Raw genomic sequence first — 25,340 nt, forward strand, 5'->3', positions numbered from 1 at the left:
CATTTACCAGGTTATTAATTTTTTAACAACGATAATTACAGTTTGAAGCATTAGAGAATGGAAAACAGGCAGCATAATTCCCTGAATGCTAGTGAATTATTCCGCTTAATATGCCGTTATTTTATGCTGACAAGCATGCTTTTTTTTGTTTATCTATAGCGAAAAGCAGAATATTATCTTTTCTTAATAGACTGAAAAATAGAGATTTTAATCTTATTATGCTTTAAATGCTGCGCTAACTCATTAATGAGTCAGTAAAAAGCGCACCATTTATAAAAAGTACAGTCTGCTTTTTAACCAGCAAAAAACAAAACATATAACATCACGAATGGGGATACAGGCACATGAAACGGAAAGCGAAAACAATAATCGCAGGGATTGTTGCATTAGCAGTCTCGCAGGGGGCAATGGCAGATGATATTAAAGTCGCCATAGTCGGGGCGATGTCCGGCCCGGTAGCGCAATGGGGCGATATGGAATTTAACGGCGCGCGCCAGGCCATTAAAGACATCAACGCTAAAGGCGGTATTAAAGGCGATAAGCTGGTCGGCGTAGAGTACGATGATGCCTGCGATCCAAAACAGGCGGTGGCGGTGGCCAACAAAATCGTTAACGACGGTATTCAGTACGTTATTGGTCACTTGTGTTCTTCTTCTACTCAGCCAGCATCCGATATCTATGAAGATGAAGGTATTCTGATGATCTCCCCGGGGGCGACTAACCCGGAGCTGACCCAGCGCGGCTATCAGTACATTATGCGTACCGCCGGCCTGGACTCCTCCCAGGGGCCAACGGCCGCGAAATACATCCTGGAAACGGTGAAACCGCAGCGCATCGCTATCATTCACGATAAACAGCAATACGGCGAAGGACTGGCGCGCTCCGTGCAGGATGGCCTGAAGCAGGGTAATGCCAATATTGTCTTTTTTGATGGTATTACCGCCGGTGAAAAAGATTTCTCCGCCCTGATTGCCCGCTTGCAAAAAGAGAATATCGACTTTGTGTATTACGGCGGCTACTACCCGGAAATGGGGCAGATGCTGCGCCAGGCGCGGGCTAATGGCCTGAAAACGCAATTTATGGGGCCGGAAGGCGTGGGTAACGCGTCGCTGTCCAATATTGCGGGCGGTGCGGCGGAAGGCATGTTGGTGACGATGCCAAAACGTTATGACCAGGACCCGGCGAATAAAGCGATTGTCGAGGCGCTGAAAGCCGACAAGAAAGATCCCAGCGGTCCGTATGTCTGGATCACCTACGCCGCCGTCCAGTCGCTGGCGACCGCAATGACGCGTAGCGCCAGCCATGCTCCGCTGGATCTGGTGAAAGATCTTAAAGCTAACGGGGCTGATACCGTTATTGGGCCGCTGAAATGGGATGAAAAAGGCGATCTTAAGGGATTTGAATTTGGCGTCTTCCAGTGGCACGCCGACGGCTCGTCAACCGTCGCGAAGTAATGCCAGAAGATAAGTTATCCCACCGCCCGCACGCCGGGCGGGTTTAAAAAGGTTACCTTATGTCCGAGCAGTTTCTCTATTTCTTGCAGCAGATGTTTAACGGCGTCACGCTGGGGAGCACCTACGCGCTGATTGCTATCGGTTATACGATGGTGTACGGCATTATCGGCATGATCAACTTCGCTCATGGCGAGGTGTATATGATCGGCAGCTACGTCTCTTTTATGATCATCGCCGCGCTAATGATGATGGGAATAGACACCAGTTGGCTCCTGGTGGCCGCTGGATTTATCGGCGCGATTATTATTGCCAGCGCCTACGGCTGGAGTATCGAGCGAGTCGCTTACCGGCCCGTGCGCAACTCCAAGCGCCTGATCGCCCTGATTTCCGCCATCGGGATGTCCATCTTCCTGCAAAACTACGTCAGCCTGACGGAAGGTTCGCGCGACGTGGCGTTACCCAGCCTGTTTAACGGCCAGTGGATTGTGGGCAGCAGCGAAAACTTTTCCGCGTCCATCACCACCATGCAGGCGGTTATCTGGATAGTCACCTTTCTGGCTATGCTGGCGCTCACCATTTTCATTCGCTACTCCCGGATGGGCCGCGCCTGCCGCGCCTGCGCGGAGGATCTGAAAATGGCCAGCCTGCTCGGCATTAATACCGACCGCGTTATTGCGCTAACGTTTGTTATCGGCGCGGCAATGGCGGCAGTGGCGGGCGTACTGCTCGGTCAGTTCTATGGCGTAATTAACCCCTACATCGGTTTTATGGCCGGGATGAAAGCGTTCACCGCAGCGGTACTGGGCGGTATAGGCAGCATTCCGGGCGCGATGATCGGCGGTCTGATTTTGGGCGTCGCCGAAGCGCTCTCGTCTGCATATTTAAGTACCGAATATAAAGATGTCGTGTCGTTCGCTCTGCTGATTCTGGTACTGCTGGTGATGCCGACCGGTATCCTGGGGCGTCCGGAGGTAGAGAAAGTATGAAACCGATGCATATTGCGATGGCTCTGTTCTCTGCGGCGATGTTCTTCGTTTTGGCTGGCGTCTTCATGGGCGTACAACTGGAGCTGGACGGCACCAAACTGGTGGTGGATACCGCCGCCGACATCCGCTGGCAGTGGATCTTTATCGGTACGGCAGTGGTTTTTTTCTTTCAGTTGCTGCGTCCGATGTTCCAGAAAGCGGTGAAGCACGTCTCCGGACCGAAGTTTATTCTGCCGGCGATCGATGGCTCTACCGTTAAGCAAAAGCTGTTTCTGATGGCGCTGCTGGTTATCGCCGTGGCATGGCCGTTTATGGTGTCGCGCGGTAGCGTCGATATCGCCACCATGACCATGATTTATATCATCCTCGGTCTGGGGCTGAACGTGGTGGTGGGGCTGTCCGGTCTGCTGGTATTGGGCTACGGCGGCTTTTACGCCATCGGCGCTTATACCTTTGCGCTGCTCAACCACTATTATGGTTTGGGTTTCTGGACCTGCCTGCCGCTGGCGGGACTGGTCTCCGCCGCTGCTGGTTTCCTGCTCGGCTTCCCGGTACTGCGTCTGCGCGGCGACTATCTGGCGATTGTGACGCTCGGCTTCGGCGAAATCGTCCGTATCCTGCTGCTCAACAACACGGAAATTACCGGCGGCCCGAACGGTATCAGCCAGATCCCCAAACCGACGCTATTTGGTCTGGAGTTTAGCCGCAACACCCGAGAAGGCGGCTGGGATACCTTCAGCAATTTCTTTGGCGTGAAGTACGACCCATCCGACCGGGTCATTTTCCTCTATCTGGTGGCCCTGTTGCTGGTGGTCCTGTCGCTGTTTGTCATTAACCGCCTGCTGCGTATGCCGCTGGGCCGGGCGTGGGAAGCGTTGCGTGAAGATGAGATCGCCTGTCGCTCATTAGGTTTAAGCCCGACGCGCATCAAGCTGACCGCTTTTACTATCAGCGCCGCGTTTGCCGGTTTCGCCGGGACGTTGTTTGCCGCCCGCCAGGGCTTTGTCAGCCCGGAATCCTTCACCTTCGCCGAATCCGCCTTCGTGCTGGCGATTGTGGTGCTGGGCGGAATGGGCTCGCAGTTTGCGGTGATCCTGGCGGCGGTTCTGTTGGTGGTGTCGCGCGAGTTGATGCGCGATTTCAACGAATACAGCATGTTGATGCTCGGCGGTTTGATGGTGTTGATGATGATCTGGCGCCCGCAGGGATTGCTGCCGATGACGCGTCCGCAGTTGAAGCTGAAAAGTGGTCAGGCGAAAGGAGAGCAGGCATGAGTCAGACATTATTAGCGGTTAACGGCCTGATGATGCGCTTTGGCGGTTTGCTGGCGGTCAACAATGTATCGCTGGAATTGCGTGAGCGGGAAATTGTGTCGCTGATTGGCCCTAACGGCGCGGGTAAAACGACGGTGTTTAACTGCCTGACCGGTTTTTATAAGCCGACAGGCGGTACGATCACGTTGCGCAAGCGGCATCTGGAAGGGTTGCCGGGCCAGCAGATCGCCCGCATGGGCGTGGTACGTACTTTCCAGCATGTGCGTCTGTTCCGTGAAATGACGGTGATTGAAAACCTGCTGGTGGCGCAGCACCAGCAATTGAAAACGGGCCTCTTTTCCGGCCTGTTGAAAACGCCCGCTTTCCGCCGCGCGCAAAGTGAAGCGCTGGACCGCGCGGCGACCTGGCTTGAGCGTATTGGCCTGCTGGAACATGCCAATCGCCAGGCCAGTAATCTGGCCTACGGCGACCAGCGCCGGCTGGAGATTGCCCGCTGCATGGTGACGCAGCCAGAAATTCTGATGCTCGACGAACCGGCGGCCGGCCTTAACCCGAAAGAGACCAAAGAGCTGGATGAGCTGATTGCCGAACTACGTAACCATCACAACACCACTATCTTGCTGATTGAACACGATATGAAGCTGGTGATGGGCATTTCCGATCGCATTTACGTGGTGAACCAGGGCACGCCGCTGGCGAACGGCACGCCGGAAGAGATCCGCAACAACCCGGACGTCATCCGCGCTTATCTGGGTGAGGCATAAGATGGAAAAAACGATGTTAACGTTTGAAAAAGTCAGCGCCCACTACGGCAAGATTCAGGCGCTGCACGACGTCAGTCTGCACATCAACCAGGGGGAAATCGTTACCCTGATTGGCGCTAACGGCGCGGGGAAAACGACGCTGCTTGGCACCTTGTGCGGCGATCCGCGCGCCTCCAGCGGACGGGTGGTGTTTGACGGTAAAGACATCACCGACTGGCAGACGGCGAAAATCATGCGTGAAGCGGTGGCGATAGTGCCGGAAGGGCGGCGCGTCTTCTCGCGGATGACGGTAGAAGAGAACCTGGCGATGGGCGGTTTTTTTGCCGAGCGCGATCGGTTTCAGGAGCGTATCAAGTGGGTGTACGAGCTGTTTCCGCGCCTGCATGAGCGCCGTATCCAGCGAGCGGGCACCATGTCCGGCGGTGAACAGCAGATGCTGGCGATTGGCCGCGCGCTGATGAGCCAGCCGAGGCTATTGCTGCTGGATGAACCGTCGCTGGGGCTGGCGCCGATCATCATCCAGCAGATCTTCGACACCATTGAGCAGTTGCGCGAGCAGGGTATGACCATCTTCCTTGTCGAGCAGAACGCCAACCAGGCGCTGAAGCTCGCCGACCGCGGTTATGTGCTGGAAAACGGCCACGTGGTGCTATCCGATACCGGTGATGCGCTGCTGGCGAACGAAGCGGTGCGCAGCGCCTATCTGGGCGGTTAGACTGTGCCAGGGGGAGGCGCGTGCGCCGCCCCCCGGTGACGGCAACGGTAAAATTTTTCAAAAGAGCCTGATGGCTCTTTTTTTGTACGTGTTTGCTGTACAATAAACATGTACAATTGGGGAGGTGTTTATGCGTACGGTTAACTATAGCGAAGCGCGGCAAAATCTGGCCGAAGTCCTGGAAAGTGCGGTGACGGGGGGGCCTGTTACCATCACGCGTCGTGGGCATAAGTCCGCAGTGATCATCAGCGCCGAGGAGTTTGAGCGTTATCAGACGGCGCGAATGGATGATGAGTTTGCTGCCATTATGGCGGTTCATGGCAATGAGCTCAGGGAGCTGGCGGATAAATGACCCTACAACTTATCTCAGCGGAAGAGATAATTCAGTTTCACGACAGGCTTCTCCGCGTTACGCCTGGTGTAACAGGCATGCCTGATCCTGGCCGCGCGGAAGCGCTAATGTACCGGGTACTCAATCAAATCGAATATGAAGGGGTGACCGACGTGTGGCTGCTGGCGGCAATGCATTTGCTCGCTATATCCCGTGGGCATATCTTCAATGATGGTAACAAACGTACCGCCTTATTTATTACGCTGCTGTTTTTAAAGCGTAACGGGATCTCACTCGCTGCGAATCCGGATTTTGTCGATATGACAGTCGATGCGGCGGCAGGGCGGCTTACGCTGGAGCAAATTGCCGTTCGCTTACGTGCCTGAGACGTTAATCCCGGCGACGCTCCGCCTGGTTGGGTTACGGCATGTGCGCCGCCCCCGAGAATAATGTCGTACCTATCCGTGCCGTAGCTCCCACTTTTCTTTTCCGGCGCTTTCACTGCCTTGCCATCTCTCTGTCGCCTTACTATCTTTTTTTTGTAATAAAAAAGTTATTTTTCTGTCATTCGAGCATGTCATGTTACCCCCGCGAACATAAAACGCGTGATATCGCGCATCCCGGCACAAAAAGAGAGATAACCGATGATATCGTTACGACATACAGCTTTAGGACTGGCGCTGAGTCTGGCATTTACGGGTCAGGCGTTGGCCGTCACCACTATTCCATTCTGGCATTCAATGGAAGGGGAGTTAGGCAAAGAAGTTGATTCACTGGCGCAACGTTTCAACCAGGCCAATCCGGATTACAAAATCGTTCCGGTCTATAAGGGGAACTATGAACAGAACCTGAGCGCCGGGATCGCGGCATTCCGTACCGGCAACGCGCCGGCAATATTGCAGGTTTATGAGGTTGGGACAGCGACCATGATGGCCTCGAAAGCCATTAAGCCGGTTTATGAAGTGTTTAAAGACGCCGGTATTAACTTTGACGAGTCCCAGTTTGTACCAACCGTTGCAGGCTACTACACCGATGCTAAAAGCGGGCATCTGCTCTCCCAGCCCTTTAACAGCTCCACGCCGGTACTGTACTACAACAAAGACGCCTTTAAGAAAGCCGGTTTAGATCCGGAACAGCCGCCGAAAACCTGGCAGGAGCTGGCTGACTATACCGCGAAACTGAGAGCGGCAGGCATGAAATGCGGTTACGCCAGCGGTTGGCAAGGTTGGATCCAACTGGAAAACTTCAGCGCCTGGAACGGTCTCCCCTTCGCCAGTAAAAACAATGGTTTTGACGGTACAGATGCGGTGCTGGAGTTTAATAAGCCAGAGCAGGTGAAACATATCGCGCTGCTGGAAGAGATGAATAAAAAAGGCGATTTTAGCTATGTTGGGCGTAAGGACGAGTCTACCGAGAAGTTTTATAACGGTGACTGCGCGATGACAACCGCGTCCTCCGGTTCGCTCGCCAATATCCGCCAGTATGCCAAATTTAACTATGGCGTGGGTATGATGCCGTACGACGCTGATATCAAGGGCGCGCCGCAAAACGCCATTATCGGCGGAGCCAGCCTATGGGTCATGCAGGGTAAAGATAAAGAAACCTATACCGGCGTCGCCAAATTCCTCGACTTCCTGGCAAAACCGGAAAACGCTGCTGAATGGCATCAAAAAACCGGCTACCTGCCGATTACCACCGCCGCCTACGAGCTGACCCGTGAGCAGGGTTATTACGATAAAAACCCCGGTGCGGATATCGCCACTCGCCAGATGTTGAATAAGCCGCCGTTACCCTTCACCAAAGGCTTGCGTCTGGGCAATATGCCGCAGATTCGTACCATCGTGGACGAAGAGCTGGAAAGCGTCTGGACCGGGAAGAAAACCCCACAACAGGCGTTGGATACCGCGGTGGATCGCGGGAATCAGTTACTGCGTCGTTTTGAGAAAGCGAGCAAATCTTAAGTGTATAAGTGCCTGATGGCGCTGCGCTTATCCGGCCTACAGCGTTTGTAGGCCGGATAAGGTGCTTGCACCGCCATCCGGCACCTTCCAGGAAAAGAATCTTCATGTCATCATCCCGTCCGGTGTTCCGCTCGCGCTGGCTGCCGTATTTACTGGTTGCTCCGCAGTTGGTTATCACCGTTATTTTCTTTATCTGGCCTGCGGGCGAAGCGCTGTGGTATTCGCTGCAAAGCGTCGATCCGTTTGGTTTTTCCAGCCAATTTGTCGGGCTGGAGAATTTCGTCGCGCTTTTTCACGACAGTTATTATCTCGACGCCTTCTGGACGACGATTAAATTCAGCGCGCTGGTCACGTTTAGCGGCCTGCTGGTCTCGCTGTTTTTCGCCGCCCTGGTGGATTACGTGGTGCGCGGCAGCCGTTTTTATCAGACGCTGATGCTGCTGCCTTATGCCGTCGCGCCCGCCGTCGCCGCCGTATTGTGGATTTTCCTGTTTAACCCGGGGCGGGGATTAATCACCCATTTCCTCGGCGAATTCGGCTATGACTGGAACCACGCGCAAAACAGCGGTCAGGCGATGTTCCTGGTGGTATTTGCGTCAGTCTGGAAGCAGATTAGTTACAACTTTTTATTCTTCTTTGCCGCGCTGCAATCCATTCCCCGCTCGCTGGTGGAAGCGGCGGCCATTGACGGCGCCGGGCCGATTCGTCGTTTCTTCCGGCTTTCTTTGCCGCTTATTGCGCCGGTCAGTTTCTTCCTGCTGGTGGTCAACCTGGTGTATGCCTTTTTCGACACCTTCCCGGTGATCGACGCCGCGACCGCCGGCGGGCCGGTACAAGCCACCACGACGCTGATTTATAAGATTTATCGCGAAGGGTTTACCGGCCTGGATCTCTCGGCGTCCGCCGCGCAGTCGGTGGTGTTGATGTTCCTCGTCATCATTCTGACGGTGGTGCAGTTCCGCTATGTGGAAAGTAAGGTGCGTTACCAATGATAGAGAATCGTCGCGGGCTGACAATATTCAGCCATACCATGCTGATTCTGGGGATCGCGGTCATTTTGTTTCCGCTGTATGTCGCGTTTGTCGCGGCGACGTTGGATGACCGCGCGGTGTTTGAGACGCCGATGACGCTGCTTCCCGGCACGCAGTTACTGGAGAATATCAAAACTATTTGGGTCAACGGCGTCGGTGTTAATAGCGCGCCATTCTGGCTGATGATGCTTAACAGTTTCATTATGGCGTTCAGCATTACGGTAGGCAAAATCACGGTATCTATGCTTTCCGCATTCGCCATCGTCTGGTTTCGTTTTCCCCTGCGTAACCTGTTCTTCTGGATGATTTTTATCACCCTGATGTTGCCGGTTGAAGTGCGTATCTTCCCGACGGTGGAAGTGATCGCCAACCTGAAAATGCTCGACAGCTATGCCGGTCTGACGCTACCGCTGATGGCGTCCGCTACCGCCACTTTCCTGTTTCGTCAGTTCTTTATGACGCTTCCGGATGAACTGGTGGAGGCGGCCCGTATTGACGGCGCGTCGCCGATGCGCTTTTTCCGCGACATCGTGTTGCCGCTGTCAAAAACCAACCTGGCGGCGTTATTCGTCATCACCTTTATCTACGGCTGGAACCAGTATCTGTGGCCGCTGTTGATTATCACCGACGTGAATCTTGGCACTGCCGTAGCGGGTATCAAAGGGATGATCGCCACTGGCGAAGGTACCACGCAATGGAACCAGGTGATGGCGGCAATGCTGCTGACCCTTATTCCCCCGGTTGTCATCGTTTTAGCCATGCAACGGGCGTTTGTGCGTGGTTTAGTGGACAGTGAGAAATAAAAATGGCTGGTTTAAAACTACAGGCAGTAACCAAAAGCTGGGACGGCAAAACCCAGGTCATTCAACCGCTGACGCTGGACGTGGCGGATGGCGAATTTATCGTGATGGTCGGGCCGTCCGGCTGCGGCAAATCAACGTTGTTGCGGATGGTGGCCGGTCTGGAACGCGTGACCAGCGGCGATATCTGGATTGATCGCAAACGGGTCACCGAGATGGAGCCCAAAGATCGCGGCATCGCGATGGTATTTCAGAACTATGCTCTCTATCCCCATATGAGCGTAGAGGAGAACATGGCGTGGGGACTAAAAATTCGCGGTATGAGCAAAGCGCATATTGAAGAACGTGTGCGGGAGGCGGCGCGCATTCTGGAGCTGGACGGCCTGCTTAAACGCCGTCCACGCGAGCTTTCCGGCGGTCAACGGCAGCGCGTGGCAATGGGGCGCGCGATCGTCCGCGAGCCGGCAGTCTTTTTATTCGACGAACCGCTCTCTAACCTCGACGCCAAGCTGCGCGTGCAGATGCGTCTGGAGTTACAACATCTGCATCGTCGTCTTCGTACCACCTCGCTCTATGTTACTCACGATCAGGTAGAGGCGATGACGCTGGCCCAGCGGGTGATGGTGATGAATAAAGGCGTCGCAGAACAGATTGGCACGCCGGTAGAGGTATATGAAAAACCGGCCAGTCGCTTCGTGGCGAGCTTTATCGGCAGCCCGGCGATGAACCTGTTGGATGGCGTTATCAGCGCTTCCGGCGACCGTTTCGAATTGCCTGGCGGTCTGGCGTTACCGATAGGTGCGGGCTATCGGGGTCATGCCGGACGTAAAATGACGCTGGGTATCCGACCGGAGCATATTGCGTTAAGCTCGCAGGCGGAAGGCGGCGTGCCGCTAACGGTAGATACGCTGGAGATTCTGGGCGCGGATAATCTGGCGCATGGGCGCTGGGGCGATCAGAAACTGGTGGTGCGGTTGGCGCATCAGCAGCGCCCGGCGGCGGGCAGTACGCTATGGCTGCATCTGCCGGAACATCAGCGACATCTTTTTGATGGCGAAACAGGACAACGTGTATGAGTAACTGGCCTTATCCCCACATTGTCGCCCATCGCGGCGGCGGTAAACTGGCGCCGGAAAACACTCTGGCGGCGATTGACGTGGGCGCGCGATACGGGCACACCATGATTGAGTTTGATGCCAAGCTGTCGAAAGACGGCGAAATTTTCCTGCTGCATGACGATAACCTGGAGCGCACCAGCAACGGTTGGGGCGTGGCGGGCGAGTTGAACTGGCAGGATTTATTGCGTGTGGACGCTGGCGGTTGGTTTAGCGGCGAATTTAAAGGCGAGCCGCTGCCGTTGCTCTCGCAGGTGGCGGAGCGCTGCCGTAAACACGGCATGATGGCGAATATTGAGATCAAACCGACAACGGGGAGCGAAAGGCTAACAGGACGCGTCGTGGCGTTGGCCGCCCGCGAACTGTGGGCCGGGATGACGCCGCCGCTGCTCTCTTCCTTTGAGATAGAGGCGCTGGAAGCGGCGCAGGCGGCAGCACCTGAACTGCCGCGCGGGTTACTGCTGGATAAATGGCGTGAAGACTGGCGTGAACTGACGACCCGTCTGGGCTGTGTTTCCCTCCATCTCAACCATAAATTACTCGATGAGACGCGAGTGCAAGAGATTAAGGCCGCGGGTCTGCGGATTCTGGTGTATACCGTCAATCAGCCCCAGCGGGCGGCAGAGCTGCTGCGCTGGGGCGTGGATTGTATCTGCACCGATCGTATTGATGACATCGGCCCTCACTTTCAGTTTTAAGGGCTGTCAGTTTTAAGGGCTGTCAGTTTTAAGGGCTGATGGTTTTCAGCGGGATGTCAGGCTGCGGCGTCCCGCTGTCCTGCTGCAACATTGGCTGGGAATGGTTTAGCATCCGGTCCGGATTTCCGCTGCCGCTGAGCATTCCGCCCTGCGTATTGGGCAGCGTTTGCTGACCGAGCATACCGTTGCCCGGCTGTCCCTGCTGAACCCGCTGCGTATTGGCATTCAACTGCGACTGTAGATTTTGCTGCTGGCTGCGCGCCTGCGTTTGCATCTGTTGTTTCAACATACCCTGCTGCTGAATCTGCTGCGTTTGCATCTGCGTCTGCATACGCTGCTGGCTGGGAATCTGATAACCTGGCTGATTAGGATTATTCATAGTGTTAATTGGCTGGGCCAATACAGCAAAGGGTAACAAAGCCGTAATAAGTAGTAAGCGTTTCATTGTCGTCTCCTCCCGATGAGGCCTCTTTTTAAGTGTACCTCTATTTCGCCATGATGATGATTTTTTAAGCGTTGTGGACCAGGATTAAACGGGACATACACCCATTGATCTGGAGAAAAACAACGATGAAACCAACGTTTATGCGCTGGGTGGCGATCGCCGCTCTGCTGGCCGGGGGGACGTTTAGCGCGGTGGCCAATCCTCCCGTCGCGCCGCCAGTCTCCTATGGTGTTGAAGAAGATGTCTTTCATCCTGTGCGGGCGACGCAAGGGATGGTGGCGTCCGTGGATGCAATGGCGACGCAGGTTGGCGTGGATATCTTAAAGCAGGGCGGTAATGCCGTGGATGCCGCCGTCGCCGTGGGCTATGCGCTGGCTGTCACGCATCCGCAAGCCGGGAATCTGGGCGGCGGGGGATTTATGCTGCTGCGCACCAAAGACGGTAACACTACGGCGATTGATTTTCGTGAAATGGCGCCTGCTGCCGCGACCCGTGATATGTTCCTCGACGATCAGGGTAACGCCGATGCGAAAAAGTCGCTGACGTCGCATCTGGCATCCGGTACGCCTGGCACCGTGGCGGGGTTCTCGCTGGCGCTGGAGAAATACGGCACGATGCCGCTGAATAAAGTGGTGCGTCCGGCGATGAAGCTGGCGGAAGAGGGTTTTGTGGTTAACGATGCGCTGGCCGACGACTTAAAAACTTACGGCAGCGAAGTGATCCCCAACCATGAGAACAGCAAAGCCATTTTCTGGAAAGACGGCGAGCCGCTGAAAAAAGGCGATAAGCTGGTCCAGAAGAATCTGGCGAAAAGCCTGGAAATGATTGCCGAAAACGGCCCGGATGCGTTTTATAAAGGGGCGATTGCTGACCAGATTGCCGGAGAAATGCACAAGAACGGCGGTCTGATGATCAAAGAGGATTTAGCCAGCTATAAAGCCGTTGAGCGTACGCCAATCAGCGGTGACTATCGCGGGTATCAGGTCTTCTCCATGCCGCCGCCATCCTCGGGCGGTATTCACATCGTACAGATCCTTAATATTCTTGAAAATTTCGACATGAAGAAGTACGGCTTTGGCAGCGCCGATGCCATGCAAATCATGGCGGAAGCGGAAAAATACGCCTACGCTGACCGCTCAGAGTATCTGGGCGATCCGGACTTTGTGAAAGTGCCGTGGCAGGCGCTGACCCACAAAGCCTATGCGAAAACGCTGGCCGATCAAATTGATATCAACAAGGCCAAACCTTCCAGCCAGATAAAACCGGGCAAGCTCGCCCCGTATGAAAGCAACCAGACCACCCACTTCTCGGTGGTGGATAAAGACGGCAATGCCGTGGCGGTGACCTATACCCTGAACACCACCTTCGGCACAGGAATTGTGGCGGGAAATACCGGTATTCTGCTGAATAATCAAATGGATGATTTTTCTGCTAAACCCGGTGTACCTAATGTTTATGGCCTGGTGGGCGGCGATGCTAACGCGGTCGGTCCGAAGAAGCGTCCGCTGTCGTCGATGTCGCCCACTATTGTGGTAAAAGATGGCAAAACCTGGCTGGTGACCGGCAGTCCTGGCGGGAGTCGAATCATCACTACCGTGCTGCAAATGGTAGTGAACAGCATTGATTTTGGCATGAACGTCGCCGAAGCGACCAACGCGCCGCGTTTCCATCATCAATGGTTGCCGGACGAACTGCGGGTAGAAAAGGGCTTCAGTCCCGATACGCTGAAGTTGCTGGAACAGAAAGGGCAGAAAGTGGCGCTGAAAGAAGCGATGGGCAGCACCCAAAGTATTATGGTTGGACCGGATGGTGAACTGTATGGCGCTTCCGACCCGCGTTCGGTGGATGATTTAACGGCGGGATACTGATTTTTAATTCCAGGCCCGGTGTCAGACACCGGGCTATTTGCAGATTATGCCGTGAGTAATCGGGCTGGATTATCAATACAAAGCTTGCGCAGAGTATCGTTGTCTACTCCGCGAGCAGCCAGATAGGCGAGGAAGACATTCGGGACAAACCCCCAGCCATTTCCGCCATTTTTCGCCCACATCTGTTTGAGAAAAACATCATGGCTTAAAACGATTTGGTCGGCGTAACCCAGTGCAATCAGATTCGCTACTGCATCTGCGGTCTCCTGAACGCCCGGCGCGACACCTTCTTTTGGAAAGGTGATGTCCAGACCAATCATGTCAAATTCAAGCCATACGCCGCGGTCGAGCATTTTACGTTGATAGACGACATCTTTTCCTGAAGGGTCCGAATGCGCCAGCGAGACTTTTGCCGGAGAGACGTTCATTTCTTCCAGCACGATATCCAGCACCTCATCCCCCAGCCGCAGCCACCCTGGCATATGGATATTCATCGCCGTGTGGGGGTTGTTACATTGTGCCAGAGACGCTGCCCGCAGGCTGTTACGCTCCGCTTGGGTAAACGCGGGGGATACGCCGATTTCACCGATCATGCCAGCGCGAATATCCGTCTCGCCAATACCCTGATTCAGTTCTTTATCAATGAGTGAGGCTAACAGCTCAACAGGTTTATGGATCCGGGTGCTTTCAAATTTCTCCAGATAAGGTCCGGATGACGCAACGATATTCAAACCCGTTTTTAAGGCAACTTCTCGTAGCGCTGAGGCGTCCCGTCCAATGGATTCTGAACCGGTGGCGTCGACAATCGTCCTGCCGCCCAAAGACATAAAGTTATTGATTTCGAAGATAACATCATCAATCTCTTTGCGGTCCATGTTATCGGCGCAGCAGTATGGGTCGTGTTTCAGCCCCCACTGCAGGTCAGCACTGACTTTCTTTCCCACCAGTTGCTGTGAAAAAGCATAATGTGGCTCGTCTACGACCGAAGACAGATCGTTAAACAGATGTTCATGCGGTAGCGTCAGCCCCATATCCGTATGCGCCACCGGGCCTGTTACGGTTTGCAGGAAACCTTTCATTCTGACACCTCCATTCTTTGCGCCATTTTGGATGCTCTGTATTCAGGGATGGTGGTCACAATCGCACCGACTAACGCGAACAGCGTACCGATGATGGTGACCAGGTAGACCGTATTGCCTAATGAAGGGATCAATTCATCAATTAGCACTGAGCCAAGCAGTTGGCCTGCTGTTGACGCTACGCCCAGCATCAATAGCCCTAAGCCTCTCACCAGAATCGCCATTAGCCCGATGGACAGCAGACCCAGCGGACCACCGAGATACATCCACCATGTATCGGGTAACTGAATGGTGACATGGCCTAATGCGATACGTATCGCCAGCGCCGCGCCCAGGACACAAAAGCCGACGATGAAGTTCCATGTAATGGACACCAGCATGGAGCCCGTTGCCTCGGCGACTTTCGCATTTCCCGCAGGCTGCCAGCCAGCGAGTAACCCTGCCAAAAAGGGGAGGATAGCGAGCAGGATAAACGAGGTTGAGTGCCACTGTGGCGACACGACAAAAATGGTGGCGATAACGGCGAATAATGCGCCAGTAATGCGCCATGGCGTAAAATATTTCTTCTCCTCCACACCGATGCCAAAACGGTCGCACAGCAGGCCGGAAAGAAGCAGAGCGGAAATTAATGCCGTTTGAAAGGTGGCAACGCCCAGCGCGCTGGCGGATGCGCCTTCAGAAAATACGACCATCGCCCCGCATAATCCTGCAAACCAATTCCATAGAGGGATTTTTCTCTTTTTAATCAGAGTAGGGATTGAGGCGAATTGCTGGCGTGTTTCTTTGCGCGCAATAATAATAAAAAACATGACGACCAGACCGCTGGCAAACGAGATTACTGCGCAAGCATTACCGTCTTGTAACCAATGTCCTAACTGCCCATTAACGGCAGACTGCATCGGGGAAAGCATACCGGCTAAGATGGTGGCAAGCATCAGTAAGGGGGTTGAGTACTTATTCTTGTTCATACATCAATCCTTATATTTTATAAAAGGAGTAACTTTCGTTACTCCATTGTTTTTTATTTTCTGGCGATGAATTGAAGCGTGTTGACCCACAGGTCGGTATAAAACGGCCATGACATAAACTGCTGGGTTCCCCAGTGTGGGGAGCAGTCACTCATAAAGCAGGCGGTTTTACCCTGTTGGTATTCACCGAACACTAACAATGGGTCATTATTTATTGTTAATACGACATCGGCATCGTCTCTGGCGACGGCCTGGTTATATCCAAGAAATACCGGATAATCTGAGAACCCGTTAACAACAGGATGTTCAGGTGAGACAGCCTCAGCACAGATACCCTCGGGCTTTTCTACCCGGTCATCGCCATCAAGCATAATAACTGGCAGAACCTCAGCAAGAACGGTGTTCTTATAATTGGCTTTTGCCTCAATACCCATGAACGACAGATAGCCACCAATCATGAGTAGTCCACCGCCATTTTTGACGTACTCTTTAATGGACTCCAGAGCGTTTGGTTTTATTTTTAGCTGATAAAATGTCTCGTTTTGCAACAGGAAGGTATTACTACCAATGTCGCTAATAACAATCACATCGTAACGGTTTAATTCGTCAATACTCTCTGGAAAGGCAATTTGTACCGTGTGGGCAGGCATGTAATCAATATCAACGCCGCCTTTCCTCAAGCATTCCAGTAACCATGTAGCGCCTTCTTCATATTTACTGGAGGTGAAACTGTCATAACCTTTTGAATGAATCATATGAATATGCCAGGATTCTCCAATAAAGAGCACCTTTAGTTTTTTCTGCGTATTGTTCATAGTCTGCTCCTTGATTTAGTGAGTAGAGATAGTTTGTTTGTAATGTGAACCCTGAATACGATGAAGAACGGAGTCGTTTTCCGGCATATCAGAGGCATTAGGCGTTTCAACCGCAAGTGAGGCAAATGCGCTGGCGTAGCACAATGCGGATGCCAGTGACTTTCCTTTTGCAAGACCAGATGCGAGGGCGCCATTGAAAGCGTCACCCGCTCCCGCCGTATTTTTTACAACTGCCGGAAATGCCGGGGAATAGATGAATTGTGTGCCATCATAAGCAAGCGAACCTTTGCTACCTAATGTAATAATGGTATTTTTGACGCCTTTCTGATGAATAATTTTGGCCGCGCATTTGGCTGATTCGATATCATTAACCGCCATATTGGCCAGCAGGCCTGCTTCCGTTTCATTTGGCGTAATATAGTCAATGTTATCAATGATGGTGTTAACCATGTCATTGTATGGCGCTGGATTGATGATGACCGGTATGTCATTTTTTTGTGCGAGACGAATTGTTTGCTGCAGCGCTTCGTAATTCGTCTCCAGTTGGACAAGAACAATATCTGAATGAACAATGGCTTCTTTCTGAATGGTGATTTCATCAGGGGAAATTGTCATGTTGGCGCCAGGGTAGATAGCGATGACGTTATCTCCGGTATCTCCATTCACCATGATGGTTGCTGTACCTGTTTGTGTTTCTTTGGTCTGGTAGATAACACTTTTATGGATTTTTGATGAGTTTATAAAATTAATGGCGTAATCGCTAAAATGGTCTGAGCCGACTTTAGTAATAAAATGCACATCAGAGTCGGCATAGCTTGCTGCTAATGCCTGATTACATCCCTTACCGCCGGGTGAAAAAATAAATTTATCGGCCAGCAATGATTCTCCCGTTGAGGGTAATCTCGGTAGATAACTGATGATATCAACATTGAACGAGCCAATAACACATACATTATTTTTCATGGCAGAGAGACCTTTTTTTATTTTCTGCGCTGATTCATATTTTTCCAGCACATAAGCAATTTCATTTTTTGCGACGTTATCAAGAGAATCAAGGGTAATAAATGCACCACCATGACAGCGAGTAAGATATCCCTGTCCGGCAAGTTCATTGAGATCTGAACGAATAGTTTCCTTTGTTACCTTGAGACTTTTCGCCAGATTTGAAACTTTTACAACTCCCGAAATACTGAGTTCCTTCAATATTCTATGATGGCGTTCAAATTTCATTTTTTACCTCACCGTGGTTAAATTAGTCCCGGGAGGAGTATATTGTTGTGATTGTCACCATAAAGTGATGGCAGAAACCAAAAAAAAACAAAAATGTAATATTAATATTGCTAAAATTACGAAAAAAACGGTGATAAAGCTTAAAGCGGCAATAACCATGAAATTCAGATGGTTATTGTTTTGATATAGGGGAAGTAGGTTGCAATAACTGGAATGTTGTGAAGGTTTGTGACGTTTCGCCCCACAGGGTGGGGCGGGGAAGCGCTATTTCACGCGCGCCATAAAGTACGCATCAACGTACTCACCGTTGCGCAGGCCGTATTTCTTACCGGTGCCTTCGATTTCAAAGCCGTACTTCTTATACACCGCCACGGCGGGCTCGTTATCAACAAACACCGTTAACTCAATACGGTCAACGCGCAGCCAGTTATCGCACATGTCGATCATGGTGCGGATCAGCGCGCTGGCAATGCCACGATTGTGCCACCGGGCATCCACGCAGATACCAAAATCGGCCACGTGGCTGCGACGGGGACGTTGGGTGACCTGAATAGAAAGATGGCCAACGACAATATCGTCAATGCAGGCAACCAGTTGTTTAACCCCGGCTTGCTCGGTTAGCCGCGCCTGCCACATTTCGAGGGAAGGATGAGGAACCTGTAGCGTGTTGTGATACACCTCCGGCTGGGCGTGGATCTGACGAATGGCGTCGTAATCTTTCGGTTCAGCGTGGCGTATCACTATTTCACTCATTCCTTATCTCCTGCAGGGTTAATTGTGTATTTACACTCGCTGAGAAAGAAAATTCCGTCAACCGCATTTTTTTGCAAAAAGAAGTAGACAAGTGCGAATGAGAATGATTATTATTGCCTTGCGTTCAGGGGAACCCCTACGGAGAACCTGAAAGCACGACATTGCTCACATTGCTTCCAGTATTATTTTGGCCAGCTTTTGCTGGCTTTTTTTTTGGGTTTTGTTTCAGCCTGGCTTACTTGTCATTTTGTCCCCGGGAAGTGCTCGTGCTCCTCACGTACATTTAGTACGCTCCGGGCCCTGCGCGCTTGCCGTGAACAATCTGCCTGCGCCACTTACGCCCGATCTTGAGGCATCTGCTTTTGTAGGCCCAAAAAGGCAACGCCGCATCCGGCAAAGAATCCAACATTCAGTCTCCTCACGCTTTGCGCTATGGTGTAAACAATCATCTTCAAAAGGATCGTCTCATGACCTTACACTGCGCATTTATTGGATTCGGCAAAAGTACCACCCGTTACCATCTCCCCTATGTTCTGAATCGTAAAGATACCTGGCATGTCGCACATATTTTCCGTCGTCACGCTAAACCGGAAGAGCAGGCGCCACAGTATTCACATATTCACTTCACCAGCGATCTGGATGAGGTGTTGGGCGATCCGCAGGTAAAGCTGGTGATCGTCTGTACGCATGCTGACAGCCATTTCGAATACGCCAAACGCGCGCTGGAAGCGGGTAAAAATGTGCTGGTTGAGAAACCTTTCACGCCGACGCTGGCGGAGGCAAAAGTGTTGTTCGACCTGGCGCGAAGCAAAGGACTGACCGTCACGCCGTATCAGAATCGGCGTTTTGATTCCTGTTTTCTCACGGCTAAAAAAGCGATTGAGAGCGGGAAACTGGGCAAGATTGTCGAAATTGAAAGCCATTTCGATTATTACCGCCCGGTAGCAGAAACCAAACCGGGCCTGCCGCAGGACGGCGCATTCTATGGACTTGGCGTCCACACCATGGATCAAATTATTTCGCTATTTGGCCGTCCGGATCATGTCGCGTATGACATTCGTAGCCTGCGTAATAAAGCGAATCCGGATGACACCTTTGAAGCGCAACTGTTTTATGGCGATTTGAAGGCTATCGTTAAAACCAGCCATCTGGTGAAAATCGACTATCCGAAGTTTATTGTTCACGGCACCAAAGGTTCGTTTGTGAAATACGGTATCGATCAACAAGAAACCGGCCTGAAAGCGAACATTATGCCTGGCGAGCCGGGTTTTGCCGCTGACGAATCCGTCGGTGTGCTGGAGTATGTCAATGACGACGGCGTTACGGTGAAAGAAGAGGTGAAACCGGAAACGGGTGACTATGGTCGTGTTTATGATGCGCTGTACCAGACGTTGACCGTCGGTACGCCTAATTACGTCAAGGAATCTGAAGTTCTTACCAATCTGGAAATCCTCGAGCGTGCTTTCGAACAGGCATCGCCTGCGACGATAACCCTCGCTAAATAGCCCTTACAGACTCCTCTGCGCTTATTCATATTTTTTGAACAGAGGAGTCAATTTTCACCCTCTATGATCCCGGACGGAATGAGTCCACACTTATTCCATCGAAAACATCTGGGGATGAACACAATGATCTACTTACGCAAAGCAAACGACCGCGGTCATGCGAATCATGGCTGGCTTGACTCCTGGCATACTTTTTCTTTTGCCGATTATTACGATCCGAACTTTATGGGGTTCTCGGCGCTGCGTGTGATTAACGACGATGTGATCGACGCAGGCCAGGGGTTCGGCACGCATCCGCATAAAGACATGGAAATTTTGACCTATGTGCTGGAAGGTGCCGTAGAACACCAGGACAGTATGGGCAATAAAGAACAGGTTCCGGCCGGTGAATTCCAGATTATGAGCGCCGGGACCGGCGTTCGCCACTCCGAGTACAACCCGAGCAAAACGGATCGTCTGCGGCTGTACCAGATCTGGATCATTCCGCAAGAAACCGGCATCACGCCGCGCTACGAACAGCGTCGCTTCGACGCCGCGCAGGGCAAGCAACTGGTGCTTTCGCCAGATGCTCGCGATGGTTCGCTGAAGGTCCACCAGGATATGGAGCTGTACCGCTGGGCGCTGCTCAAAGATGAGCAGTCGGTGCATCAGATTGCCGCTGAGCGCCGCGTCTGGATACAGGTGGTAAAAGGTAACGTGACTATTAACGGTACTAAAGCCACCACCAGCGATGGCCTGGCGATTTGGGATGAGCAGGCAATCTCGATTCATGCCGATAGCGACAGTGAAGTGTTGCTGTTTGACTTGCCGCCAGTTTAACGTGCTGTAACCTTTTGTAGGCCGGATAAGACGCGAAAGCGTTGCCATCCGGCTTTTCATCGTTTGTCATTAATTCCGCACGTCCGTGGTAAACTGGGCAAATCTATCCCTTTTATACCTTTCAGGACGATGAAAAAGAAAAGACCCGTACTTCAGGATGTAGCCGACCGCGTGGGCGTGACCAAAATGACGGTCAGCCGCTTTTTGCGTAACCCGGAGCAGGTCTCCGTGGCGCTGCGGGGCAAAATTGCCGCTGCACTTGATGAGCTGGGTTATATTCCCAATCGCGCTCCTGATATCCTTTCTAACGCCACCAGTCGCGCTATCGGCGTGCTGTTACCGTCTCTCACCAACCAGGTTTTTGCGGAAGTGTTACGCGGCATTGAGGCCGTCACCGACGCGCATGGTTATCAAACCATGCTGGCGCACTACGGCTATAAGCCCGAAATGGAGCAGGAGCGCCTGGAGTCGATGCTCTCCTGGAATATCGACGGTCTTATCCTCACTGAGCGTACCCATACGCCGCGCACCTTAAAAATGATCGAAGTCGCCGGGATTCCGGTGGTGGAACTGATGGACAGCCAGTCGCCGTGTCTGGATATTGCCGTTGGTTTTGATAACTTCGAGGCCGCCCGTCAGATGACCGCCGCGATTATCGCGCGTGGTCATCGTCATATCGCCTATCTGGGGGCGCGCCTCGACGAACGTACTATCATCAAGCAGAAGGGCTATGAACAGGCGATGCGGGACGCAGGCCTGGTTCCTTACAGTGTGATGATGGAGCAATCTTCATCCTACTCTTCCGGTATCGAACTCATGCGCCAGGCGCGACGTGAATACCCACAGCTTGACGGTATTTTTTGCACCAACGATGACCTGGCGGTGGGGGCGGCCTTCGAATGCCAGCGCCTGGGGCTAAAAATCCCGGACGACATGGCGATCGCCGGGTTCCACGGTCATGACATCGGCCAGGTGATGGAACCGCGTCTGGCAAGCGTCCTGACGCCGCGCGAGCGAATGGGCAGCATTGGCGCGGAACGTTTGTTAGCCCGCATTCGCGGCGAAACGGTCACGCCGAAAATGTTAGATTTAGGTTTCACCTTGTCACCGGGCGGATCTATTTAGTCTGACAACTTTGAAGTAGCTCACACTTATTCACTTTTGGCACGAATGGTCATTGCGTCGTGAATGGTGCGGTTGGACAATGTTACCGATAACAGTTACCCGTAACAAATTTTGCAACTTGTAGAGTGGGGGCCCGCTTTGAGCACGACTAATCATGATCACCACGTTTACGTTCTGATGGGCGTATCAGGCAGCGGTAAATCCGCTGTCGCAAGCGCCGTGGCGCATCAGCTTCATGCCGCGTTTCTGGACGGCGATTTTCTGCATCCGCGCTGCAATATTGAAAAAATGGCTTCCGGCGAGCCGTTGAATGACGATGACCGCAAACCGTGGTTACAGGCGCTGAACGACGCCGCTTTCGCGATGCAGCGTACCAATAAAATCTCGCTGATCGTCTGCTCCGCACTGAAAAAACATTATCGTGACCTGCTGCGCGAGGGAAACCCGAACCTCTCCTTTATCTACCTGAAAGGTGATTTCGACGTCATTGAAAGCCGTCTGAAAGCGCGCAAAGGTCATTTCTTCAAAACCCAGATGCTGGTGACGCAGTTTGAAACGCTGCAAGAGCCGGGTGCCGACGAACGCGATGTTCTGGTGGTGGATATCGACCAGCCGCTGGAAGGCGTCGTGGCGAGCACCATTGAGGTCATCAATAAAGGCAGTACGCTGTGAGTACATTAACACTGGTTTTAACCGCCGTCGGTTCCGTCTTACTGCTGCTGTTTTTGGTGATGAAGGCGCGTATGCACGCCTTCGTCGCGTTAATGGTCGTCTCGATGGGCGCGGGGCTTTTTTCAGGGATGCCGCTTGATAAAATCGCCGCGACCATGGAAAAAGGGATGGGCGGCACGCTGGGATTCCTGGCGATTGTGGTCGCGCTGGGGGCGATGTTCGGCAAGATTCTGCATGAAACCGGCGCGGTCGATCAGATAGCCGTCAAGATGCTTAAATCCTTTGGTCATAACCGCGCGCACTATGCGATTGGCCTGGCCGGGCTGATTTGCGCGCTTCCGCTGTTCTTTGAAGTGGCGATTGTGCTGCTGATAAGCGTGGCATTCTCTATGGCGCGTCATACCGGCACAAACCTGGTGAAGCTGGTCATTCCGCTGTTTGCGGGCGTGGCGGCAGCCGCGGCGTTTTTGTTGCCTGGGCCTGCGCCGATGCTGCTGGCTTCCCAGATGCATGCTGATTTCGGGTGGATGATCCTGATTGGGCTGTGCGCCGCCATTCCTGGCATGATTATCGCCGGGCCGCTGTGGGGGAATTTTATCAGCCGTTATGTTGAGCTGCGTATTCCTGACGACATTACCGAGCCGCATCTGGGTGAAGGTAAAATGCCTTCTTTCGGCTTCAGCCTGTCGCTGATCCTGCTGCCGTTGGTGCTGGTAGGGCTGAAAACGATCGCCGCGCGTTTTGTGCCGGAAGGTTCCACCGCTTACGAATGGTTTGAGTTTATCGGCCACCCCTTCACTGCGATTCTGGTCGCTTGTCTGGTAGCGATTTACGGCCTGGCGATGCGCCAGGGGATGCCGAAAGACAAAGTGATGGAAATCTGCGGCCACGCGCTGCAACCGGCGGGCATTATCCTGCTGGTGATTGGCGCAGGCGGGGTGTTCAAACAGGTACTGGTTGACTCCGGCGTCGGCCCGGCGCTGGGCGAAGCGTTAACCGGTATGGGACTGCCGATTGCCATTACCTGCTTTGTGCTGGCGGCGGCGGTGCGCATCATTCAGGGTTCCGCGACCGTGGCGTGTTTAACCGCGGTCGGTCTGGTGATGCCGGTCATAGAGCAACTGAATTTCTCCGGCGCGCAGATGGCGGCGCTCTCTATCTGTATCGCCGGCGGTTCAATTGTGGTTTCTCATGTTAACGACGCTGGCTTCTGGCTGTTCGGTAAATTTACCGGCGCGACCGAAGCGCAGACGTTAAAAACCTGGACGATGATGGAAACTATCCTCGGCACGGTCGGCGCGATTGTCGGGATGATTGCTTTCCAACTGCTGAGCTGAGTCTTGTTGCCCGGTGGCGCTGTGCTTACCGGGCCTGGAAACGGGCACATATCGACACCGTAAGCCGGGTAAGGCGTAATCGCTACCCGGTTTTTTTATTGAGGTGTGCATGGCAATCGCCCAACGATATTTTGCCTCGCCATGTTTCAGTACGCGCATAAAAGCAGGAAAATTTCTACGCTGATCCATAATTAGGATCAATAAAACAGCGACGGAAATGATTCCCTTCCTAACGCAAATTCCCTGATAATCGCCACTGGACTTTCTGCTTGCGCGGTAAGGCAGGATAAGTCGCATTACTGATGGCTTCGCTATCATTGATTAATTTCACTTGCGACTTTGGCTGCTTTTTGTATGGTGAAGGATGCGCCACAGGATACTGGCGCGCATACACAGCACATCTCTTTGCAGGAAAAAAACGCTATGAAAAATGTTGGTTTTATCGGCTGGCGCGGAATGGTCGGCTCTGTTCTCATGCAACGCATGGTAGAGGAGCGCGATTTCGACGCTATTCGCCCTGTTTTCTTTTCTACCTCCCAGTTTGGACAGGCGGCGCCCACCTTCGGCGACACCTCCACCGGCACGCTACAGGACGCTTTTGATCTGGATGCGCTAAAAGCGCTCGATATCATCGTGACCTGCCAGGGCGGCGATTATACCAACGAAATTTATCCAAAGCTGCGCGAAAGCGGATGGCAGGGTTACTGGATTGACGCGGCTTCTACGCTGCGCATGAAAGATGATGCCATTATTATTCTCGACCCGGTCAACCAGGACGTGATTACCGACGGCCTGAACAATGGCGTGAAGACCTTTGTGGGCGGTAACTGTACCGTTAGCCTGATGTTGATGTCGCTGGGCGGTCTCTTTGCCCATAATCTCGTTGACTGGGTATCCGTCGCGACCTATCAGGCCGCCTCCGGCGGCGGCGCGCGCCATATGCGCGAGCTGTTAACCCAAATGGGTCAGTTGTATGGCCATGTCGCCGATGAACTGGCGACGCCGTCTTCCGCAATTCTTGATATTGAACGCAAAGTTACGGCATTGACCCGCAGCGGCGAGCTGCCGGTTGATAACTTTGGCGTACCGCTGGCGGGAAGCCTGATCCCCTGGATCGACAAACAGCTCGATAACGGCCAGAGCCGCGAAGAGTGGAAAGGCCAGGCGGAAACCAACAAGATTCTCAATACTGCCTCTGTGATCCCGGTTGATGGTTTGTGTGTGCGCGTCGGCGCGCTGCGCTGTCACAGCCAGGCGTTCACCATTAAGCTGAAAAAAGAGGTATCCATTCCGACGGTGGAAGAACTGCTGGCGGCACATAATCCGTGGGCGAAAGTGGTACCGAACGATCGTGATATCACTATGCGCGAATTAACCCCGGCGGCGGTGACCGGCACGTTGACTACGCCGGTTGGTCGTCTGCGTAAGCTGAACATGGGGCCAGAGTTCTTGTCGGCGTTTACCGTAGGCGACCAGTTGTTATGGGGCGCCGCCGAACCGCTGCGTCGAATGCTGCGCCAGTTGGCGTAGTGGCTATTGCAGCGCTTATCGGGCCTGCGTGTGGTTCTGTAGGCCGGATAAGGCGCGTCAGCGCC

Annotated in this window: 26 protein-coding genes; 19 read left to right on the plus strand and 7 right to left on the minus strand. The window is 53.1% G+C overall.

Annotation, left to right across the window (positions count from 1 at the left end; genetic code table 11):
- Positions 1-344: 344 nt before the first annotated feature.
- The 12 genes from livK (at position 345) to ugpQ (ending at position 11,129) form a co-directional block, all read left to right on the plus strand.
- The gene (gene livK / locus ACLJTG_RS13820; RefSeq protein WP_000822976.1) at positions 345-1,454 is read left to right on the plus strand and encodes a high-affinity branched-chain amino acid ABC transporter substrate-binding protein LivK; all 1,110 of its coding nucleotides are present in this window, start codon (positions 345-347) and stop codon (positions 1,452-1,454) included.
- 59 nt (positions 1,455-1,513) lie between these two features.
- Complete coding sequence (livH, locus tag ACLJTG_RS13825; protein ID WP_000003007.1) at positions 1,514-2,440, plus strand: high-affinity branched-chain amino acid ABC transporter permease LivH; 927 nt, start codon at positions 1,514-1,516, stop codon at positions 2,438-2,440.
- The gene (gene livM / locus ACLJTG_RS13830) at positions 2,437-3,714 is read left to right on the plus strand and encodes a branched chain amino acid ABC transporter permease LivM (protein ID WP_000803764.1); all 1,278 of its coding nucleotides are present in this window, start codon (positions 2,437-2,439) and stop codon (positions 3,712-3,714) included. Before livH ends, livM begins: the two co-directional genes overlap by 4 nt.
- Positions 3,711-4,478 carry a high-affinity branched-chain amino acid ABC transporter ATP-binding protein LivG gene (gene livG / locus ACLJTG_RS13835; RefSeq protein WP_410959008.1) on the plus strand — a complete coding sequence of 256 codons (768 nt, stop codon included), beginning with the start codon at positions 3,711-3,713 and terminating at the stop codon, positions 4,476-4,478. Before livM ends, livG begins: the two co-directional genes overlap by 4 nt.
- 1 nt (position 4,479) lies before the next feature.
- Entirely contained in the window at positions 4,480-5,193 is a 714-nt protein-coding gene (gene livF, locus ACLJTG_RS13840; protein ID WP_000416114.1) for a high-affinity branched-chain amino acid ABC transporter ATP-binding protein LivF, read from the plus strand.
- Between the two features lie 130 nt (positions 5,194-5,323).
- Positions 5,324-5,545: a type II toxin-antitoxin system Phd/YefM family antitoxin gene (locus tag ACLJTG_RS13845; protein WP_001520924.1), complete on the plus strand. Its 222-nt coding sequence runs from the start codon at positions 5,324-5,326 to the stop codon at positions 5,543-5,545.
- The gene (locus ACLJTG_RS13850) at positions 5,542-5,910 is read left to right on the plus strand and encodes a type II toxin-antitoxin system death-on-curing family toxin (protein WP_000174963.1); all 369 of its coding nucleotides are present in this window, start codon (positions 5,542-5,544) and stop codon (positions 5,908-5,910) included. Before ACLJTG_RS13845 ends, ACLJTG_RS13850 begins: the two co-directional genes overlap by 4 nt.
- 258 nt (positions 5,911-6,168) lie before the next feature.
- Positions 6,169-7,485 (plus strand): sn-glycerol-3-phosphate ABC transporter substrate-binding protein UgpB, encoded by a 1,317-nt coding sequence (gene ugpB / locus ACLJTG_RS13855; RefSeq protein WP_000624747.1) that lies wholly within the window; start codon positions 6,169-6,171, stop codon positions 7,483-7,485.
- Positions 7,486-7,589: 104 nt separating this feature from the next.
- Entirely contained in the window at positions 7,590-8,477 is an 888-nt protein-coding gene (gene ugpA, locus ACLJTG_RS13860; RefSeq protein ID WP_000099303.1) for a sn-glycerol-3-phosphate ABC transporter permease UgpA, read from the plus strand.
- Positions 8,474-9,319, plus strand: a complete 846-nt coding sequence (gene ugpE / locus ACLJTG_RS13865) for a sn-glycerol-3-phosphate ABC transporter permease UgpE (RefSeq protein ID WP_000572196.1) — start codon at positions 8,474-8,476, stop codon at positions 9,317-9,319. The genes ugpA and ugpE overlap by 4 nt, the downstream gene beginning before the upstream one ends.
- Before the next feature lie 2 nt (positions 9,320-9,321).
- Entirely contained in the window at positions 9,322-10,392 is a 1,071-nt protein-coding gene (locus tag ACLJTG_RS13870; RefSeq protein ID WP_000907842.1) for a sn-glycerol-3-phosphate import ATP-binding protein UgpC, read from the plus strand.
- Positions 10,389-11,129 carry a glycerophosphodiester phosphodiesterase gene (gene ugpQ, locus ACLJTG_RS13875; protein ID WP_000073542.1) on the plus strand — a complete coding sequence of 247 codons (741 nt, stop codon included), beginning with the start codon at positions 10,389-10,391 and terminating at the stop codon, positions 11,127-11,129. The genes ACLJTG_RS13870 and ugpQ overlap by 4 nt, the downstream gene beginning before the upstream one ends.
- A 28-nt stretch (positions 11,130-11,157) precedes the next feature.
- Here the strand turns inward: ugpQ and ACLJTG_RS13880 are convergent, their stop codons facing one another.
- On the minus strand, positions 11,158-11,574 hold the full coding sequence (locus tag ACLJTG_RS13880) for a DUF2756 family protein (protein WP_000826041.1): 417 nt from the start codon (positions 11,572-11,574) through the stop codon (positions 11,158-11,160).
- Positions 11,575-11,699: 125 nt separating this feature from the next.
- Between ACLJTG_RS13880 and ggt the strand changes: the two genes are divergently transcribed.
- The gene (gene ggt / locus ACLJTG_RS13885) at positions 11,700-13,442 is read left to right on the plus strand and encodes a gamma-glutamyltransferase (protein WP_023241047.1); all 1,743 of its coding nucleotides are present in this window, start codon (positions 11,700-11,702) and stop codon (positions 13,440-13,442) included.
- Between the two features lie 44 nt (positions 13,443-13,486).
- On the opposite strand, the gene ACLJTG_RS13890 is transcribed toward ggt, so the two are convergent.
- The 5 genes from ACLJTG_RS13890 to yhhY all read right to left on the minus strand — a co-directional run bounded on the left by ACLJTG_RS13890 (position 13,487) and on the right by yhhY (position 18,287).
- Positions 13,487-14,521, minus strand: a complete 1,035-nt coding sequence (locus tag ACLJTG_RS13890; protein ID WP_000675710.1) for a phosphotriesterase — start codon at positions 14,519-14,521, stop codon at positions 13,487-13,489.
- Entirely contained in the window at positions 14,518-15,489 is a 972-nt protein-coding gene (locus ACLJTG_RS13895; RefSeq protein ID WP_001038949.1) for a DMT family transporter, read from the minus strand. The genes ACLJTG_RS13890 and ACLJTG_RS13895 overlap by 4 nt, the downstream gene beginning before the upstream one ends.
- 53 nt (positions 15,490-15,542) lie before the next feature.
- A complete protein-coding gene (locus ACLJTG_RS13900; protein ID WP_001066509.1) occupies positions 15,543-16,304 on the minus strand; it encodes a glutamine amidotransferase in 762 nt (253 codons plus the stop codon).
- 15 nt (positions 16,305-16,319) lie between these two features.
- Positions 16,320-17,534, minus strand: a complete 1,215-nt coding sequence (locus tag ACLJTG_RS13905) for a PfkB family carbohydrate kinase (protein ID WP_000667440.1) — start codon at positions 17,532-17,534, stop codon at positions 16,320-16,322.
- Positions 17,535-17,798: 264 nt separating this feature from the next.
- Positions 17,799-18,287, minus strand: a complete 489-nt coding sequence (gene yhhY, locus ACLJTG_RS13910; RefSeq protein ID WP_001290278.1) for an N-acetyltransferase — start codon at positions 18,285-18,287, stop codon at positions 17,799-17,801.
- A 467-nt stretch (positions 18,288-18,754) separates the two neighbouring features.
- On the opposite strand from yhhY, the gene ACLJTG_RS13915 reads away from it, so the two are divergent.
- The 5 genes from ACLJTG_RS13915 to gntU all read left to right on the plus strand — a co-directional run bounded on the left by ACLJTG_RS13915 (position 18,755) and on the right by gntU (position 23,745).
- Complete coding sequence (locus ACLJTG_RS13915; RefSeq protein WP_023193919.1) at positions 18,755-19,792, plus strand: oxidoreductase; 1,038 nt, start codon at positions 18,755-18,757, stop codon at positions 19,790-19,792.
- 123 nt (positions 19,793-19,915) lie between these two features.
- Positions 19,916-20,611: a pirin family protein gene (locus ACLJTG_RS13920; RefSeq protein WP_000639789.1), complete on the plus strand. Its 696-nt coding sequence runs from the start codon at positions 19,916-19,918 to the stop codon at positions 20,609-20,611.
- 129 nt (positions 20,612-20,740) lie between these two features.
- Positions 20,741-21,736 carry a gluconate operon transcriptional repressor GntR gene (gene gntR / locus ACLJTG_RS13925; protein WP_000730239.1) on the plus strand — a complete coding sequence of 332 codons (996 nt, stop codon included), beginning with the start codon at positions 20,741-20,743 and terminating at the stop codon, positions 21,734-21,736.
- 138 nt (positions 21,737-21,874) lie between these two features.
- Positions 21,875-22,408, plus strand: a complete 534-nt coding sequence (gene gntK / locus ACLJTG_RS13930; RefSeq protein ID WP_000108342.1) for a gluconokinase — start codon at positions 21,875-21,877, stop codon at positions 22,406-22,408.
- Positions 22,405-23,745, plus strand: coding sequence for a gluconate transporter (gene gntU / locus ACLJTG_RS13935; protein ID WP_000105950.1), 1,341 nt, complete (start codon positions 22,405-22,407; stop codon positions 23,743-23,745). The genes gntK and gntU overlap by 4 nt, the downstream gene beginning before the upstream one ends.
- On the opposite strand, the gene ACLJTG_RS13940 is transcribed toward gntU, so the two are convergent.
- A complete protein-coding gene (locus tag ACLJTG_RS13940) occupies positions 23,662-24,042 on the minus strand; it encodes a MarC family protein (RefSeq protein WP_077950651.1) in 381 nt (126 codons plus the stop codon). The genes gntU and ACLJTG_RS13940 overlap by 84 nt on opposite strands.
- A 126-nt stretch (positions 24,043-24,168) precedes the next feature.
- Here ACLJTG_RS13940 and asd point away from each other — a divergent pair, with 126 nt between their 5' ends.
- Positions 24,169-25,275: an aspartate-semialdehyde dehydrogenase gene (gene asd, locus ACLJTG_RS13945; RefSeq protein ID WP_000799940.1), complete on the plus strand. Its 1,107-nt coding sequence runs from the start codon at positions 24,169-24,171 to the stop codon at positions 25,273-25,275.
- The last annotated feature ends 65 nt before the right edge of the window (positions 25,276-25,340 follow it).

This window comes from Salmonella sp. SAL00672 (assembly GCF_046552175.1).
GTDB lineage: Bacteria > Pseudomonadota > Gammaproteobacteria > Enterobacterales > Enterobacteriaceae > Salmonella > Salmonella enterica.